Here is a 17,660-nt window from a genome sequence, read left to right as displayed (position 1 = left end):
GGAGTGCGTCAACCGCGGCATTGGCGTGGTGCGCAGGAGTGCGTCAACCGCAGCATTGGCGTCGTGCGCAGGACCTGTAGGAGCCGGCTTGCTGCGGGCCGCGTTCGGACGAACCCGGTCTAACCCTCGCTGCTGCAGCGTCTGACCCCATGCGTTCGCCAGCAAGCCGGCTCCTACAGAGGTAGCGGTGGGTCAGGTGCGCCGATGTGGAGCGCTGGACTTTTCGCGGGCAAGCGCGCTCCTACAGTGGATTTTCGTCAGCTGCGGCATTGGCGTGGTGCGCAGGAGTGCGTCAACCGCGGCATTGGCGTCGTGCGCAGGACCTGTAGGAGCGCGCTTGCCCGCGAACCTGGTCTAACCCTCGCTGCTGCAGCGTCTGACCCCATGCGTTCGTCCGAACGCGGCCCGCAGCAAGCCGGCTCCTACATAGGTAGCGGTGGGTCAGGTGCGTCGATGTTGTGCGCTGGTATTTTTCGCGGGCAAGCGCGCTCCTACAGTGGATTTTCGTCAGCTGCGGCATTGGCGTCGCGCGCAGGTGCCCCAACCGCGGCATTGGCGTCGCGCGCGGATTTGCGTCATCCGCTCCTGTGAGTGGTGCGCCGATGGCACCAAAAGCTTGCACACGGTGCCCGTTTTGGGCGCGTGGCGGGCTGCATTCCACCGTTGTGTCCTCGATTTTCGCCATGGGGCGGGGCTTGCGCGGCCATGGCCCGGCTTTTGCTTTTGTTGAATCCAAACTTGGATACAAGATGGATGCCTCCCATGCACGAGCTGCAAACCCCTCATTTCGGCTGGACCATCAATGAATGGCTGACGGCCTATCAGACCGGGCAACTGACGCCGGATGTGCTGCTGTCACTGGCCGAGTCCTATCCTCAAACGGATACCGCATGGATAGCCCGGGCCAGCCAGGCGCAGCTCAGCGAACAGCTGAAGGCCCTCGCTGAACGCCTTGAATCGCACAACGGCGACATCAGCCAACTGCCGTTGTACGGCGTGCCGTTTGCCATCAAGGACAACATCGACGCGGCCGCCTGGCCGACGACGGCGGCATGCCCCGAGTTCGCCTATACCGCCAGTGAAGACGCAACAGCACTGGCACGCCTGCGCGCAGCGGGCGCGATTTTGATGGGCAAGACCAACCTCGACCAGTTCGCCACCGGCCTGGTCGGCACGCGATCGCCCTATGGCGCGGTGCCCAACAGCTTCAACCCCGATTACGTCAGTGGCGGCTCCAGCTCGGGCTCTGCTTCGGTAGTGGCACGCGGCTTGGTGGCGTTTTCCCTCGGCACCGACACCGCAGGTTCCGGACGAGTGCCCGCCGGCTTCAATAACATCGTCGGCCTGAAGCCGACCAAGGGCCGCTTGCCCAATACCGGGCTGGTGCCGGCGTGCAAAACCGTGGACTGCATCTCGGTGTTCGCGCTGACCGTGGCAGACGCACAGATAGTCGCTGGCCTCGCCGAAGGCTTCGATGCGGCCGATGCCTATTCCCGGCACAACCCGGGCACCGCGCCGGTGGGGTTCAGTGCAGGCTTGAAACTGGCGGTGCCGGACACCCTGGAGTTTTTCGGTGACAGCCAGAATCAGGCAGTGTTCGAACAGGCGCTGCACCGGCTGAGCGACATGGGCGCTGAAATCACCCGCATCGACTTCACCCCCTTCAAGGCGCTGGCCGAGCAGCTGTATTACGGGCCCTGGGTGGCCGAGCGCACGGTAGCGCTGAGCGCAATGCTGGACACCCGACCCGGCGCAATCAACCCGGTTGTGCGCGGCATCGTCGAGAGCGGTCTGGCGTACAGTGCCTGTGACGCCTACCGCGCCGAGTACCTGCGCGCCACCCTCAGCCGGCAGATCAACGAAGCGCTGGCCGCATTCGACGCGCTGGTCGTGCCCACCTCCGCGACCCTGCGCACCCAGGCTGAAATGGCCGAAGAGCCGGTCTTATACAACTCGCAGTTCGGCTTTTACACCAACTTCACCAACCTGGCCGACCTCTCAGCGCTGGCCGTGCCGGCGGGCATTCGTGCCGATGGCTTGCCTTCGGGAATCACCTTCATCGCTGCGGCCTGGCACGACACTGCGCTCGCCCGTTTCGGGCAGCGCTGGCAGGAAAGTCTGCGCTTGCCACTGGGCGCCACCGGGCGTGCCATGCCTGCGCCGAGGGCTTCGCTCCCCGTTGCACCGCGTGGCAGTGTGCGCGTTGCGGTAGTGGGCGCGCACCTGACCGGCATGCCGCTCAACCGCCAACTGACTCAACGCGACGCCGTGCTGGTCGAGCAAACCCTCACCGCAGGCGACTACCGGCTTTATGCGTTGCCAGGCACTGTGCCGCCTAAGCCGGGCCTGGTGAAATCGACCAGCGGCGCGGCGATCATCGTCGAGCTGTGGGACATCCCGCTGGCGCGTTTTGGCGAATTCGTTGCCGAGATTCCCGCGCCGTTGGGCATCGGCAATCTGACGCTCAAAGACGGTCGCAGCGTCAAAGGCTTCATTTGCGAGCCATGGGCAATTGAAGGCGCGCTGGACATCACCGCTTTCGGTGGCTGGCGCGCTTACATCGCCAGTCTGCAGACCGCCTGAGCCCACCCTGGGGCGGCGAACAGTTCGCCGCCCCAGAGCTTCACTGTCCTTGCCGGAGTATTCAGCCCATCATTTCCGCTCAGACACCCAAGCCGCGCCCGGCCAACCTGGCCGAGCGCATTTACCGGCAGCTCAAACAGGACATCTTCGAGTTCCGCCTGCTGCCCGGCGACCGCTTCAGCGAGGGGGAGGTGGCCGAACGTGTGCAGGCCAGTCGCACGCCGGTGCGCCAGGCGCTGTATCGCTTGGAGCGGGAGGGTTATCTGGAGGTGTACTTTCGCAGCGGCTGGCGGGTGAGGGCGTTCGATTTCGCCTATTTCGAGGAGCTTTACGACGTCCGTATCGTGCTGGAGTGTGCGGCCCTGGCCCGACTTGAGCAGTTGGACCTGAAACAGCAGCCGCTGATCGAAGAAATCACCCGGACCTGGCGGCTCGAACCGTCGCACCGCCTGCGCGATGCTCACGAGGTGTCAGCGCTGGACGAGCGTTTCCATTGTGCGTTGGTTGAGGCCGCCGGCAATGGCGAGATGACGCGCATGCACCGGGAGATCACCGAGAAGATTCGCATCATCCGCCGTCTGGATTTCACCCAGACGGCGCGAATCTATGCCACCTATGACGAGCATGCGCAGATCCTCGATGCCGTGCTCGCCTGCCAGACCGCCAAGGCGCAGCGGCTGTTGACCCGGCACATCGAACTCAGCAAGCAGGAAGTGCGCAAGATCACGCTGCACCGCCTGCATATCGCCCGGCCATGAGCCCAGGCCTCTCGCCTCAGTTGCGGCTCATTAGGTGCAGCGTTGTTCAATGCGGTTCAGCACGGTTCAGCACGGTTCAGCGGGGGTTGCGTCGCTCAGCCACCTCGGCGAGTACCGCGAGATCCATTTCGCCCTGACCATGCTCCATGGCGTCCTGCAGATGAGCACGGACCAAGTCGGCCAGCGGCATGTGTACCGAGACTTGCCCGGCGGCTGCCAGCGCCAGGTCTACGTCTTTAAGGCCAAGCACGGCCTTGAACGCGGCCGGTTCGTACTGACGCTCACCAATCAGCGCGCCGTAGCCGGCATAGACCGGGCCGGGGAAAACGGTTGAAGACGCCAGCTCCACCAGGTCCGCGGATTTCAAACCGTGGCGGGTGACCAGCACGGCCGCTTCGCTCATCGCTTCAATGGCTGAAACCAGCATGAAATTCATCGCCAGCTTCATGACGTTCGCGCTCGAAGGCGTCTCGCCGATGTGCCAGGTCTTGGTGCCGATCAGGTCGAACAGAGGCTGCACGGTATCGATGGCCTGACCCGAACCGGCCGCGATGATGTTGAGCTTCCCGGCGGCGGCCACATTGGGCCGGCCCATCACTGGCGCGGCGATGTAATCGACCCCTTGTGCTGCATGCAGCCCCGCCAGTTCATCGGCGAAGGCGACAGCGATGGTGGCCATGTTGACGTGGATCAGCGGGCCCTTGAGTTGCTTGAGCAATCCGGAATCCAGCAGCACCGCACGCAAGGCCTTGTCATCGGCGAGCATGCTGAAGACCACGTCAGCGGCAAACGCCTGCGCGGGTTCGCTGACCGCCGTGGCGCCTTGCTCGACCAGTGCTTGCGAAGCACCGGGTGAACGGTTCCAGACCAGCAGTTCATGACCGCCTTTCAACAGATTGGCGGCGACGGCCTGGCCCATATTGCCAAGGCCCAAAAAACCGATTTTCATGGGGATGCGCTCCAATGGAAGGTGGATGTGTGGCGCACACTCGTACCATCAAACCTTCGGCCATTCACCTGAAACTTTGGTCATCTGTCGGAATTGATCGGTGCAGCCGTGACAGACCCGCCCTGCAGCGCGTGCTCCAGGCCTGACCCGCCGTCTGCAACTGAAGGCTGCACGTCACGCAGGCTCTTGCGCTTGCCGCGCTTCCCCGCGTATCACCAGGCCAATCCCCAGCGTAGACACCGCCATGCCCAATGCCATCAGCCATGACAGCGGCTCATCGAACATGGCCCAGGCCAACAGCAACGTCAGCGGCGGGCTGAGATAGAGGACGCTTGCGACTCGGGTGGCGCTGGAACGGCGCAGGCACATCCAATACAGGCCGTAGCCGCCCAGCGTCGACAGCGCTACCGTCCACAGCACGCTCGTTACAAAGCCGCTATTGGCGACGGGCGCGAGACTGCCATGCCAGCCGGCAACAACGGCGAAGGCGAAGGTCGACACGAAGCACTGCAACCAGAGGTTGGGGAGCAAGCCCATGGCCTGGGAGGCGGGCGCCTGTTTTTGCCACAGGGTGGCGACGGCCAGCGACAGCATGCCCAGCACCGGCAAGGCATAGGCCCATGGCGGTGCGCTGCCCAACGCCAGCGCGTCGTGAGTGGCCAGCATCACGCCGGCCAGGCCGATCAGCAAACCGGCCCACACCCGTCGGCCCAGCCGCTGGCGCAGGACCACCGCCGCCAGCACCGCCATGCCCATCGGCAGCAAGTCGGCGAACAGCGCCGCCAGCCCGGCCGGCACGCCGAGGGCGATGCCTTCGGTGACGCCAATCAGGTAACCGGCCATGGCCAGCAGACCGATACCCGCGTTTTTCAGCAGCACCGTTCGCGGTGTCTGGCGCAATTGCCGGGCGACGAACGGGAAAAGGATGAGCGTGACCACGACGCACCGCCAGAACACCACCAGGGAGGCTGGCGCGTAATCGATGGAGAAGCGCGCGCCGATAAAGCCCGAGCTCCAGGTCACCACAAGCCCGGCTTCGAGCAGCGGCAGCGGCAGTGCTCGACGCGGGGCAACGAGTGGCAGGGTGGCACTGGTCAGTTCGTTTGAAGTGTTCATGGACCTACCGTACGCAACCGCCGTAATCTGATAAATCAAAATAAACGGCAGTAGTCATTCGGGATTCGTAAATCATGGGCGCCATCCTCGATATCGAACACGTCCGCACATTTCATGCCGTGGCACGCATCGGCAAATTCAGCGCGGCGGCCGAGCATCTGCACAAAAGTCCGGCGGCGGTCAGTGTTCATGTCCAGCGGCTGGAGGCTGTGGCGGGCGGGCGATTGCTGCATCGGGACAATCAGTCGGTGTCGCTGACCCCGCTGGGCCGGCGCTTCCTGACGTCCACTCGCGCGCTGCTGAGCACCCATGATCAAGTGCTGGCTGATCTGCAGGGCACGCGCCTGGCCGGGCGCATCACCTTGGGCGTGCCGGATGAATACGCGGCGCATCTGATTCGCGACGTGCTGCCGGCCTTCGCTGCGGCGTGGCCGAACATTGTGCTGGAGCTGAAAACCGCACCCAGCTACGCGCTGCGCGATCAGGTGCAGCGAGGGCGTTTGCAGGTAGCGATCATGGCGCAGCCCAGGGGTCAGCTGGGCGCCGACGATCAACTGCTGGTGCCCACGACGCCGGTTTGGGTGGGCGCCGCGCATCCTTCGGGAGATTTGCCCGACCCGTTGCCGCTGGCGGTGCATGCCGCGCAGTGCCCCTACCGGCAAGTCATGATCGAGTCGCTCAAGCGCAGCGGCCAACGCGTGCGCATCGTGCTGGACAGTCCGTCCAATCAGGCGGTCAAGGCGTGTGTCGAAGCGGGTCTGGCCATCAGCCTGATCGACCGCGCGCGCGTGACCGATGCCATGCGCATCCTTGAGGGGCTTCCGAAAGTGGATGACCACGACGTCATCGTGGTGCGTTCGGCGGCCTCGAAAGGCGATGACGCGGTGGACCTGCTACGTCAGGCGATCGGGCAGAGTTTTCGGCTTTGAGAGGAGAGGTCAGTCCTCGGAGCGCTCGCAAAACCGCAGGCGATTGCCAAACGGGTCGGCGATTTCCATGACCTTGCCCCAGTCCAGGTCCTGAATGCCGGGGCGCGAGTAGCCGTAGTTTTTCGCCAGCAGTTCGCGCTGCAGTTCAGCGATGTCCCTGACCGGCGCGAAGACCGTCGAGCCCGGCGTGGCGTCGCCATGGTGTTCGGTCAGGTGAATGACGAGCTGGTCCCGGCGGGCCTGGGCATACAGCGGCAGCCCGGGTTCGAAGCGATGCTCCCAGTCGAGACTGAAGCCCAGAAAATCGACATAAAACTCCTTGGCCTTGGCTTCGGAAAAAATACGAATCAACGGTATCGCCGGGGACATCTGCACAGGGTTCGCTCCTTGAGGGTCTGAGCGGGCGATTTTAGCTTAAGCCGGTGAGCCGCGCTGGCCCCGTTGCCATCCCGGTCCCAAGGGGCAGGGCATGGGTGAGATTCTGCGACGCGTGCGCCGAAGTTTCCCGAGGTTGCCCGGAGCAACGGTAGGAGCCGGCTTGCTGGCGAAAGCGTCGGGCCAGTCAGCACCGTCATTGCAGACCCATCGCCTTCGCCAGCAAGCCGGCTCCTACAGATTTGCGTACGCCGAACATTTGAGAGGTTGCCCGGATCGAGTGTAGGGCGCGCTTGCCCGCGAAAAATATCCGCCCGTGACATTGGCGAACCTGACCCACCGCCTTCGCCAGCAAGCCGGCGCCTACAGATTTGCGTACGCCGATGGTCTCCGGGGGTGCCCGATCAATTGTAGGAGCGCGCTTGCCCGCGAAAAATATCCGCGCATGACATTGGCGAACCTGACCCACCGCGTTCGCCAGCAAGCCGGCTCCTACAGGTTATGCGTACGCCGAAAATATCCGAGGTTGCCTGGATCGAGGGTAGGAGCGCGCTTGCCCGCGAAAAAAAATATCCGCCCGTGGCATTAGCGGGCCTGACCCACCGCGTTCGCCAGCAAGCCGGCTCCTACAGATTTGCGTACGCCGATGGTCTCCGGGGTTGCCCGATCAATTGTAGGAGCGCGCTTGCCCGCGAAAAATATCCGCGCATGACATTGGCGAACCTGACCCACCGCCTTCGCCAGCAAGCCGGCGCCTACAGATTTGCGCACGCCTAAAATATCCGAGGTTGCCTGGATCGAGGGTAGGAGCGCGCTTGCCCGCGAAAGATATCCGCCCGTGGCATTGGCGGACCTGACCCACCGCCTTCGCCAGCAAGCCGGCGCCTACAGATTTGCGCACGCCGAAAATATCCGAGGTTGCCCGGATCAACCGTAGGAGCCGGCTTGCTGGCGAAAGCGTTGGGTCAGGCAACACTGTCGTTGCAGAAACACCGCCTTCGCCAAAACGCGGAAGGGCCGCTGTCTCGGGTTAGCAAAGATTGTTCAAAGGGGGGCGGTGATGGCGCCGTGCTGGCACATCAGCCACGGCGCGCGTCAGAGAAGCGGAGGGTCAGGCGATCAACTGCGCAGGTCTTTGTTGATTTCGTCTTCATCCTTGTGCGGAACGGATGTAGTCGGCAGCTCGGGCGGGTAGAACTCGCCTTTGAGACCAAGAGCAGCAATGCGGCCCTTGAGCTTTTCGATGACGGTGTCGATGTCGTGCTGATCATCGAGGTCGTCAACGCGCAGCCAAAGGTGCGGAAGGTTCTCGAAATACACGCCGTCGATTTCCACGTCCTGGGTCATCTCGCGCTCCTGGCGCCACAGGCACTTGCGGTGCACGGTCGCCGGGTCCTGCGGCCAGGTTTCCGACGTGGTGAGCCAAACCTCGTGGTAGTCCTGCAAATCGATACTTTCAACTTTGTCCAGAGGGATAAAAGTATTCACACATCACCTGTCAGCCAAGGGGATCGGGTCAGGCCGTTGCGCTGCTGCCTGCCGCAGATCCATTACCGTTCAAAAAAGCGCACAACACTATGGCCGCCGTTTGGCTGATGAGTTCAACCCTGCGCGCTATCGCCCGCAACGGCGAGGCCCGTTCACTGCAGAGCCGGCTCACGGCTGAACGTCTCAACCGCACGCACCAGCCCCTTGGCGGCGAGCGCCACCAGTTCAGCGCCTTTTTCCGGGCTTGCCAATGCGGGGTCGGAGCCCATGCGCCCATCGGGGAAACGCGCCCGGAAATCCCTGGCCTCACGGATCGGGCCGGACGGCGCGATCTGCGGTGAATAGTCTGCGGTTTTGATGGATTCGGGGTAGGCCCACTGGGTCACGGCGATTTCGGACGGCGTCGCATGCGAGCCGTGGCCAACCGGGAACTGCCGGTGAGCCAGGTCGCCCACGCCCTCCAGATCCCACCAGTTGGTCAGCTTCAGGGCGAAACCTGCGGGGCGTCGGGCAAAACTGGCCTCGGCATACAGCTCGGAGAAAGCGGCTTCGATCGACGCGATGTTGCCGCCATGGCCATTGAGGAAAAGTATTTTTTCAAAGCCGTGGCCTGCCAGCGAACGCGTCCAGTCGCCGATGGCGGCAATGAAGGTCGATGGGCGCAGGGAAATCGTGCCGGGAAAGCCCAGATGGTGCTGCGCCATGCCAATGTTGAAAGTCGGCGCGATGAGTATGTCGGCGCTCTTCTGCGCTTCGTGGGCAATGATCTGCGGGCACATCCAGTCAGTACCGAGCAGCCCGGTGGGGCCGTGTTGTTCGTTGGAACCGATCGGTACGACGATCGTGCGGCTGCGCTTGAGAAACTGCTCGATTTCGATCCAGGTGCTGTGGTGCAAAAGCATTTCAGGTCCTCTTCAGACAAAAGATTTGAAAGGTGGTGGACACGGCCGAGGGGCTGCGCAGTGCACAGCGGTGAGGACCCGCGACAGCGCAATCGACGCTCACGCCTGCGGCACCGCCGGAAAGCGCGCCACGAAGCAGGTCCCCGACTCAGCCGACGAATTCACGGTCAGCGTGCCGTCGTGGGCGGTGGCGATCTGTGAGGCGATATACAAGCCCAGCCCCAGACCTTCTCCGCGCCCGCCGGCTTCGGAACGGGTGAACGGCTCAAACAGCAGCGGCATCATCCGGGCAGAAATGGGCGTGCCACGGTTGGTCACCGAAATGACCACTTGGCCATCGTCCTGCGTCACGTCGAGATGAATAGGCGTGGCGATCGAGCCGTGCGTGACCGCGTTACCCAGCAGGTTGGACAGCAACTGGCTGATGCGCAGCGGGTCGCAGTAGACGCGCTCGCCCAGGCTGATCCGTTCCACAAAAATCGCTTGCGGCTGGGACGCCCGGACCTCTTGCACCGTCGCTGCCAGCACGTCGCCGAGGTCATCCGTGAGGTGGCGCTTCACAGGGATACCACCGCCCATGCGCCCGCGAGCGAAATCCAGCACGTTTTCGATCAACACGCCCATGCGAATCGAGCTTTGCCGGATGGCCGCTACCAGCCCCAGCGAGCGCTTGTCTTCGGTCTTGGTTGCCAGCAGGTCGGCGCTCATGCGAATGGCACTCAACGGCGTGCGCAGGTCGTGACCCAGCACCGCCATGAACTGCTCGCGCAGCCGGCCGTGCTCATTGGCGTCGCTCAGTTCAGCACGGGCCGTGTCCAGATGGCCTTGAGTGTCCAGGCTCATGGCAATCAGCTGCGAGAACAGGGTCAGCGTCTTGACGATGGCCGGGTCGTCCAGGTCGGCCGGCACCGAATCGATGGCGCACAGGGTGCCGAAAAAGCGACCGTCGGCCAACACGATGGGGAGGGAAATGTAGCTTTCCAGACCGTACGCAAGGGGCGTGTGATGGGTGCTGTAGTGCGGGTCGACGCTGGCATGGCCGAACACCACCGGGTTGTGATGCTGACGAATCTCATGACAGATGGTCGATTCCAGTACCAGCTCGCCGCCCGGCTTGAGACCGAAGTTGATTGAATCATCCACGGCGCAGGCGACCCAGTGGCTGTCCGTGACCCGGGCAACCGCGGCAAAGCGCATGCCGGTGAGGTGCTTGACCATGCTCAAAACGACCGGCACGGCCGGGATCGCACTGATCGCCTCGACATCCAACGCAAACTCTGGGCGGGTCATCGGATCTGGCTCTGAAAGGTGAGGGGGCAGCGTAGCGTGAAATGTTGAGTATGGCGAATCCCGGAGGGCAGCCGCGTAATGCCCCTGGGCGCCTGGTCGCTGCGGGTATAAGCCCGGTTAATCACTGTTGCAGATTGAACCCTCACCTCTGCAAGAGGGTCGGTTCTTTAGTGCCCCGGGAGCAAATGTCATTTGCGTCCAGCCGGCTGTTTGCCGTGGGTCGCCGTTGCAATACTTCCCTGCCTTATGTCTCTCCAATAACAGGCCCATGGATGGCCGTCGCGAGGTTGAACGATGATAGCGTTGCACCGATTTGCACTGTTGATGACCACTGCCGCGATGCTCAGCGCCTGTGGCGAAACGGCCAAGCTGCCGTTCCAGGCCGGCGTCGGTCCGCAACCGCAGCTGCCCGAGCCCAACAGTTCGCTGATTCCGACGGTCAAGGTGTCCAAAGCCGTGGGCTGGAACGGCACCGACACGCCCAAGGCCGCCGAAGGCTTCAAGGTCAGCGCACTGGCCGAGAACCTCGATCACCCGCGCTGGCTGTACAGCCTGCCCAATGGCGACATTCTGGTCGCCGAAAGCAACAAGCCGCCAAAGCCTGAAGGCGCGAAGGACGGCGGCTCAGGGGTAATGGCCTGGATCAAACGCACGGCCACCGGCATCGTCATGAGCCGTGTCGGCGCCGAAGCCGATAGCGCCAACCGCATCAGCATCCTGCGTGACGCCGACGGTGACGGCCGTGCCGAGATGAAAAAAGTCTTCCTCAGCGGTCTGACTTCGCCGTTCGGCATGGTGCTGGTGGGCAACGAGCTGTTCATCGCCAACGCCGACGCGGTGGTCAAAGTCCCGTACAACGCCGGCCAGACCGAGAGCACCGCCACGCCAGTGAAAGTCACTGACCTGCCAGCCGGGATCAACCACCACTGGACCAAGAACATCATCGCCAACCGCGAAGGCACCAAGCTTTACGTCACCGTGGGCTCCAACAGCAACGTGGCCGAAAATGGCCTGGAGGCCGAAGAAGGCCGTGCGGCGGTGTGGGAAGTGGATGTCAAAACCGGGCAGAAGCGCCTGTTCGCCAGCGGGTTGCGCAACCCCAACGGGCTGGGCTGGAAACCCGGCAGCAACGAGCTGTGGACAGTGGTCAATGAGCGTGACGAAATCGGCAGCGATCTGGTGCCCGATTACCTGACGTCGGTCAAGGATGGGGCCTTTTACGGCTGGCCGTGGAGCTACTACGGCAACCATGTCGACAGTCGTCTGCAACCGCCGCGCCCGGACATGGTCGCCAAGGCCATTGCCCCCGACTACGCCCTCGGCACCCACGTTGCGCCGCTGGGCCTGACCTGGTCCGACGCGCGCGGCATGCCGGCGAACTTCTCGGATGGCGTTTTCATTGGCGAGCACGGTTCGTGGAACCGCAAGCCGCAATCAGGCTACAAAGTGGTGTTCGTCGCCTTCAAGGACGGCCGCCCATCGGGCATGCCGGTGGATTTCCTGACCGGGTTCCTGAACGCCGACGGCGATGCCCAGGGCCGGCCAGTGGGCGTGATTCTCGACAACAAAGGCGCATTGCTGGTCGCCGACGACGTGGGCAACAAGGTCTGGCGCGTCAGCCAGGCCAAATAAGGCCAAGCGTGCGATAAATGAAAAATGCCGGCGATGAGCCGGCATTTTTCGTTTCAGGTCTCCTGACAAAGACACGTCAATTCGGACGAAGGCGGTCAGGTGCTTTCCCGCGACAGAATCAGATACCCGGTGACAACCTGCTGCGCACTGCGCGGCTGACCTTCGCGTCGGTCCCGGGCGGCGGCCACCAGCAATTCACCCGCGCGACGCCCGATGTCGTAAGGGTCGACCGCAATGGTGGTAATGGTCGGGGTGCAGTAACGCGACACTTCAAAATCGCCGAAGCCGGCCACGGCCATATCGCCCGGCACCTTCAGCCCGCGACGGTGGCATTCCATGACGGCGCCGAACGCCGACAGATCGCTCACGCACATCACCGCATCGGTGTCCGGCCATTGCTGCAGCAGCAGGGCAACCGATTCGCCGCCGTGGCTCATGGTAATCGGCGATTCGCCGTGCTCAATCAGCCGAGGCGCTAAACCCAGTGCACTGAGGGCCTGAAGGTAACCGCGCTGGCGCTGCCGGCCGCGATCATCCAGCACCGACGCTCCGCCGATGAACGCGATGCGCCGGTAGCCTTTGTCGTGCAGGTGACGAACCATGCTCGCCGCGGCTTCAACATTGGAAAAACCCACTGACTGCTCGATCGGGTTGTCAGGCACGTCCCAGGTCTCGACCACGGGCACTTGCGACTGCAGCAGCATCTGGCGGGTGCTGTCCAGGTGTGAACCGCCGGTGAGCATGATGCCCAGCGGACGATGCCGCAGCAGCGTGCGCACCAGCAAGGCTTCTTCGTCGAGGTGGTAATCGGTGTCGCCCAGCAGCAGACACAAGCCGTGTTTGCCGAGCACGTCATTGAGCCCGCGAACAGTGTCGGCGAAGTTGGAACTGACCAGCGACGGCACCAGCGCCACGACGAACTCGGAACGCCCGCTGGACAATGCGCCGGCCGAGGCATCGGGCACATAACCGAGGCTGTCGATGGCGGCCTGTACGCGCCGGGTGGTTTGCGGGGATACATCGCGTCCGGCCAACACCCGCGACACGGTCATCTTCGACACGCCGGCGAGCCTGGCCACATCGGCCATGCGGGGCACGGCGGCGGGCTTGTCTTGATCTTTCACACTCATAACGTCGGCTGTCGTCCTGCTATCCGGGCGAGGGCGCGTCGTTGAGCGCCCGGTCGTCGAAATATACAGGGTCGATGATCGCTGCGTGGGTGCAAAATCTCGCGCGTTCAGCTTGAAAACCGGCGCGCTCCCAAGACGCAAAGCACGACTCCCGCCGTGACGCCCAGCATGCCCGGGCTCACGCGTTCATCGAGCAGCGTCGCGGCCAGTGTCAGACCAAAGAACGGTTGCAACAACTGCAACTGGCCAACCGCCGCGATCCCGCCCTGTGCCAGGCCTCGGTACCAGAACACAAACCCGATCAGCATGCTGAACAGCGACACATAGCCCAGACTCCACCAGGCCTGTGCGCTGATACCTGACAGCGAGGGCGGCGCGCTGATGGCGGTCATCACCAACATGAGCGGCAAGGCCAGCACCAATGCCCAGCAAATCACCTGCCAACCGCCCAGGCTACGGGATAGCTTGGCACCCTCGGCGTAGCCCAGACCACAGACCACCACTGCCAGCAGCATCAGCAGATCGCCGGTCAGCGAAGCCGCCAGACCTTGGGCGCAGGCAAAGCCGACGACCAGCGCGCTGCCCAGCAGCGAACAAAGCCAGAACGTCGGCCGGGGACGCTCGCCGCCACGCAGCACGGCGAACACGGCGGTGGCCAGCGGCAGCAGGCCGATGAAGACGATGGAGTGCGCCGACGTGACGTGCTGCAAAGCCAGTGCAGTGAGTAACGGAAAGCCGACCACCACGCCGCTGGCCACTATCAACAGCGCGAACCACTGCTGGCGCCGGGGACGTTGTTCTTTCAACAGCCACAGCAGGCACAGCGCGACAGCACCGGCGATGGACGCCCGCGCCACGGTCAGAAACAGCGGCGCGAATTCCAGCACGGCGATCCGGGTGGCCGGCAGCGATCCGCTGAAAATGATCACGCCGATGATCCCGTTAAGCCATCCACCCATCTGGGGCCGATTAGCAAGCGGCTGAAGCTTTGAGGAGTGTTCCATGAGGGCGAGCCTTTGAGGGGACGAGCGCACCGCGTACATGAGCGCGACAGCTTGTCGGAAGGATGGGCGAGCTTGGTTTCGTCTTGGCACCCTAAAGCGCAGACTCGGCACAATCAAAAAATTGTCATGGATACAGTGTCATGCCCCGCGCCCGTTACAAATCGCTGGTCGACCGGCTCGCTGCTCAGATCGCGGCTGGCAAACTTCCACCGGGAACGCGCCTGCCGACCCATCGACAGCTGGCCGCGCAAGAGGGCTTCGCGCTGGTCACCGCGTCCCGGGTGTACGCTGAGCTTGAAGCCATGGGGCTGGTCAGCGGCGAGACCGGACGGGGGACCTTTGTTCGGGAAATCAGCCTGCCGCTCAGCCACGGAGTCCATCAGCACGCCACCGCCCCGGGCGTACTCGACCTCAATTTCAATTACCCCACGCTGCCGGGTCAGGCCGATCTGCTGCGCACCGGTCTTCGGCAGTTGGCGCTGTCCGGTGATCTGGACGCCTTGTTGCGCTACCAGCCCCACCCCGGTCGTGGCCATGAGCGGGCCTGCATGGCTCGGCATCTGGCTGAACGCGGCCTGGCGGTTCAGGCAGAGGAGGTGGTCATCGTCAGCGGCGCACAACAGGGTCTGGCCGTCACCGTGATGGCCTTGCTGAAACCGGGTGATGTGGTTGCGGTGGACGCGCTGACCTACTCGGGCTTCAAAGTCCTGGCTGAGGCCTGCCGGCTGGAGCTGTTGCCGATCCCTCTGACGTGTAACGGGCCGGATCTGGATGCCCTCGAACGGCTATGCCAGCAACGACGCGTCAAAGCGGTTTACACCATGCCGACGTTGCACAACCCGATGGGTTGGGTCATGGATGTGTCGTGGCGAGCGCGTTTGATTGCCATCGCCCGGCAGCGTGATGTGCTGCTGATCGAAGACGCGGCGTACGCGTTTCTGGTCGAGGACGCGCCGCCGCCGTTGAAGGCCCTGGCCCCTGAACTGACGGTGTACGTGTCGGGCTTCTCGAAAAACGTCGCCACCGGTTTGCGGGTGGGGTATGTGGTCGCCCCGCTGGACAGAATTGCCGCCATTGAGCGCGCGATCCGGGCGACTGCCTGGAACACGCCGGGCGTGATGACCGCGCTGGTGTGCGGCTGGATTGAGGACGGCACCGTTCTGCGCCTGGAGGCCGAAAAACGCCACGATGCCCAAGCCCGACAAACACTGGGGCGGCAGCTGCTAAACGGGTTGAACGTCGTCAGTCACCCGGCGTCCTACTTTATGTGGCTGCCACTGCCTGAGGATGCTAGGGCGGATCAGGTGGTGAGAGAGCTGTTGAGCAGGAACGTCGCGGTGTCGCCCGCCGAGCCTTTCGCGACCACCAGCGCGGCGCCCCATGCGATACGGCTGGCGTTGGGTTCCCTGGACCGTGAAGCGTTGGCTGGGGCATTGCGCGAGGTGGCCAGCACGATCGGCCGGTATGTCTACTGAGCAGCGTGGAAGGGCGGATGGCGAGCGGCTTTGTTGACGCATCGGTAAGGGTGTTTCTCAGCCTGACTACCATTCCGGAAATCGATAGTCACCATCACGGCAGGTGCGTTCTCTTTTTTTCCGAAAGGAAGGAGGATGGCCCCATACCGAACTTGCTTTAGAAGGACGCCACGCGATGAGACTTTCAACCCTGCTGACCCTTGTCGCCGTGCTGTCCAGCGGTTTCGCCGCAACGGGCGCTGCTCATGCTGCCGATGCCGAAGCCTGCCACTTGCTGCCGGTGGTTGAAAGCCGTGTGGCGCTTCATTCGTCTCAGAGCGTCGGCGTGCTCTACAGCGAAAACACCGTCAGCACCCTTGAATACCTTGAGCGCTACCATGCGGTGGCACTGAAGGGTGTGAAGAATGGCGCGCTCGATGCACGGATCCGTGACGCCTTTATCAGCAGCTCCGATCCGAAGCTGGCGGTGGACTGGTTGAAGGGCTCACTGCAGAAAGAATTTGCGTCGGTGACGGTCTACGAGAATCTGGATGCGCTGATGCAAGCGCGCCCTGATGTTGTGGTGATGCTTGATACCTACAATCGCCTGGTGTCCAAACGCAACTCGCAGGTCGAGGCGCGCTTCGCAGCAACCTTCTACGACTCGAACCTGCAATTCATTGGCAAAGCCGAAGGCCTGGGTTTCAAGGAATTGAACTCGGTGTGGGTTCGTGACAAGGCCGCGCCAGAGATCGCTGCGCAGATCAATCAGCAACGTGATTTGCAGATCAATGCACTGAAGCAATTCGACGCCTCGCTCAAGGCGTTGGTGACCACCGGTCATACGGCGGAAGTGGCGAGCAACTGATCAGTTACGCATCGCTGCTCAGGGTATCAGTGGGCGTATCCGGCGCTGAGAATCATCCGTGATCGCTGTGCCCTGAGGGGTCGTATTGCGGACGAGCGCGCCTGCGCAGCGCCTGGGCTCGGCGTCCGAATTGCGTGCTCAATCACTGCGTCAGGAATTCGCGCAAGCGCTGCTGCAGACGGTCGACGGCATTGTCCATCGCCAGGAAGCTTTCAACCGGCATCACCTGCCAGCGCTGGCCTTCATCACCAAAGACCACCTCATCGAACAGGCCTTCACGCACCTCGGTCACAAAAAACCAGGTGTCGAGACCGTTGTTCCCCTGGCCGGGGTAGACCTGCTTGTGAATGAATGATGCAGGGTCCAGGACGATGCCGAACTCCTCAAGCGTTTCCCTCACGGCACAGTCTTCCGGCGTCTCCTCGCCTTCGCGCCCGCCGCCGGGCAAGTCCCACAGGTTAGGCGACGGAATGTCCGGCTTATTGTCGCGCTGGTAGGTCAACAGCATGCCATTGCACAGAATGGCCACTTTTGCGCCTGAAAAGGGAGGGTGCATGGAGAGGGTCAGGCCTTGGGTCATTAGATCCCCTCAAGTTAACACTTCCCGGCTGAAGCCGGTCCCACAGGAACAGCGCGTACTCAAGTGGGACCGGCTTCAGCCGGGAAGACATCATGCGCCACACTGCAAATTTAACATTATTCATACTGGCTTTTTCCCGGCTAAAGCCGGTCCCACAGTAGCGCCGCGTGCTACTTGCGTTCCACAACATTCAGGAGCAGCCATGGACATTGCATCACTCAAAGCGGCGTACCAAGGCTACATCGCCTGCCTCAATCGTCAGGACTGGCTGGCGTTGGGTGACTTCGTGGACGAGCACGTGCGTTACAACGGGGAGCGCGTCGGGCTGGACGGTTATCGGCGCATGCTGGAGGAGGACTTTCGCCGCATCCCCGACCTGCGCTTCGTCATCGACCTGCTGATCGCCGAGCCGCCACGTATCGCTGCGCGCCTGTGCTTCGACTGCACGCCCGCAGGTGAGTTGTTCGATGTACCGGTCAACGGCAGAAGGGTGAGGTTTACAGAGAACGTGTTCTACACGTTCGAGGCGGGGCGGATCGTCGCTGTCCAGTCGGTCATCGACAAGGCGACGGTGGCGGCGCAGGTACTGATGACCTGACACC

16 protein-coding genes are annotated in these 17,660 nt (G+C 63.0%); 7 read left to right on the top strand and 9 right to left on the bottom strand.

What is annotated here, in order from left to right:
- Window positions 1-762 precede the first annotated feature (762 nt).
- Together atzF and LT42_RS07740 are read left to right on the top strand one after the other, a co-directional pair.
- Window positions 763-2,583, top strand: coding sequence for an allophanate hydrolase (gene atzF / locus LT42_RS07745; RefSeq protein WP_152597605.1), 1,821 nt, complete (start codon window positions 763-765; stop codon window positions 2,581-2,583).
- Between the two features lie 59 nt (window positions 2,584-2,642).
- Complete coding sequence (locus tag LT42_RS07740; protein WP_037011313.1) at window positions 2,643-3,341, top strand: GntR family transcriptional regulator; 699 nt, start codon at window positions 2,643-2,645, stop codon at window positions 3,339-3,341.
- Between the two features lie 76 nt (window positions 3,342-3,417).
- Here the strand turns inward: LT42_RS07740 and LT42_RS07735 are convergent, their stop codons facing one another.
- Window positions 3,418-4,290 (bottom strand): NAD(P)-dependent oxidoreductase, encoded by an 873-nt coding sequence (locus tag LT42_RS07735; RefSeq protein WP_037011310.1) that lies wholly within the window; start codon window positions 4,288-4,290, stop codon window positions 3,418-3,420.
- 174 nt (window positions 4,291-4,464) lie between these two features.
- A complete protein-coding gene (locus LT42_RS07730; RefSeq protein WP_052075179.1) occupies window positions 4,465-5,406 on the bottom strand; it encodes a DMT family transporter in 942 nt (313 codons plus the stop codon).
- Between the two features lie 74 nt (window positions 5,407-5,480).
- Between LT42_RS07730 and LT42_RS07725 the strand changes: the two genes are divergently transcribed.
- Window positions 5,481-6,335, top strand: a complete 855-nt coding sequence (locus tag LT42_RS07725) for a LysR family transcriptional regulator (protein WP_037011307.1) — start codon at window positions 5,481-5,483, stop codon at window positions 6,333-6,335.
- Between the two features lie 9 nt (window positions 6,336-6,344).
- Here the strand turns inward: LT42_RS07725 and LT42_RS07720 are convergent, their stop codons facing one another.
- The 4 genes from LT42_RS07720 to LT42_RS07700 all read right to left on the bottom strand — a co-directional run bounded on the left by LT42_RS07720 (window position 6,345) and on the right by LT42_RS07700 (window position 10,390).
- Window positions 6,345-6,710, bottom strand: a complete 366-nt coding sequence (locus LT42_RS07720) for a glyoxalase superfamily protein (protein ID WP_037011304.1) — start codon at window positions 6,708-6,710, stop codon at window positions 6,345-6,347.
- 1,119 nt (window positions 6,711-7,829) lie between these two features.
- Window positions 7,830-8,198, bottom strand: a complete 369-nt coding sequence (locus LT42_RS07710) for a hypothetical protein (protein ID WP_037011298.1) — start codon at window positions 8,196-8,198, stop codon at window positions 7,830-7,832.
- Window positions 8,199-8,350: 152 nt separating this feature from the next.
- Complete coding sequence (locus LT42_RS07705) at window positions 8,351-9,100, bottom strand: creatininase family protein (protein WP_037011295.1); 750 nt, start codon at window positions 9,098-9,100, stop codon at window positions 8,351-8,353.
- Window positions 9,101-9,199: 99 nt separating this feature from the next.
- Window positions 9,200-10,390 carry a GAF domain-containing sensor histidine kinase gene (locus tag LT42_RS07700; RefSeq protein ID WP_037011293.1) on the bottom strand — a complete coding sequence of 397 codons (1,191 nt, stop codon included), beginning with the start codon at window positions 10,388-10,390 and terminating at the stop codon, window positions 9,200-9,202.
- A 294-nt stretch (window positions 10,391-10,684) separates the two neighbouring features.
- On the opposite strand from LT42_RS07700, the gene LT42_RS07695 reads away from it, so the two are divergent.
- A complete protein-coding gene (locus tag LT42_RS07695; RefSeq protein ID WP_052075177.1) occupies window positions 10,685-12,022 on the top strand; it encodes a PQQ-dependent sugar dehydrogenase in 1,338 nt (445 codons plus the stop codon).
- A gap of 95 nt (window positions 12,023-12,117) precedes the next feature.
- On the opposite strand, the gene LT42_RS07690 is transcribed toward LT42_RS07695, so the two are convergent.
- Both LT42_RS07690 and LT42_RS07685 read right to left on the bottom strand, forming a co-directional pair.
- On the bottom strand, window positions 12,118-13,152 hold the full coding sequence (locus tag LT42_RS07690) for a LacI family DNA-binding transcriptional regulator (protein ID WP_081955335.1): 1,035 nt from the start codon (window positions 13,150-13,152) through the stop codon (window positions 12,118-12,120).
- Window positions 13,153-13,259: 107 nt separating this feature from the next.
- Window positions 13,260-14,156, bottom strand: a complete 897-nt coding sequence (locus tag LT42_RS07685; RefSeq protein WP_037011289.1) for a DMT family transporter — start codon at window positions 14,154-14,156, stop codon at window positions 13,260-13,262.
- A 140-nt stretch (window positions 14,157-14,296) separates the two neighbouring features.
- Between LT42_RS07685 and LT42_RS07680 the strand changes: the two genes are divergently transcribed.
- Both LT42_RS07680 and LT42_RS07675 read left to right on the top strand, forming a co-directional pair.
- Complete coding sequence (locus tag LT42_RS07680) at window positions 14,297-15,631, top strand: aminotransferase-like domain-containing protein (protein WP_037011286.1); 1,335 nt, start codon at window positions 14,297-14,299, stop codon at window positions 15,629-15,631.
- Window positions 15,632-15,806: 175 nt separating this feature from the next.
- Complete coding sequence (locus LT42_RS07675; protein WP_037011284.1) at window positions 15,807-16,478, top strand: hypothetical protein; 672 nt, start codon at window positions 15,807-15,809, stop codon at window positions 16,476-16,478.
- Window positions 16,479-16,620: 142 nt separating this feature from the next.
- On the opposite strand, the gene LT42_RS07670 is transcribed toward LT42_RS07675, so the two are convergent.
- A complete protein-coding gene (locus LT42_RS07670; RefSeq protein WP_208855890.1) occupies window positions 16,621-17,058 on the bottom strand; it encodes an NUDIX hydrolase in 438 nt (145 codons plus the stop codon).
- A 202-nt stretch (window positions 17,059-17,260) separates the two neighbouring features.
- Here LT42_RS07670 and LT42_RS07665 point away from each other — a divergent pair, with 202 nt between their 5' ends.
- Window positions 17,261-17,656, top strand: coding sequence for an ester cyclase (locus LT42_RS07665; protein ID WP_037011281.1), 396 nt, complete (start codon window positions 17,261-17,263; stop codon window positions 17,654-17,656).
- Window positions 17,657-17,660 lie beyond the last annotated feature (4 nt).

The organism is Pseudomonas lutea (genome assembly GCF_000759445.1).
GTDB classification, from domain to species: Bacteria; Pseudomonadota; Gammaproteobacteria; order Pseudomonadales; family Pseudomonadaceae; genus Aquipseudomonas; species Aquipseudomonas lutea.
This window is presented reverse-complemented; position numbering and strand designations above follow the sequence as displayed.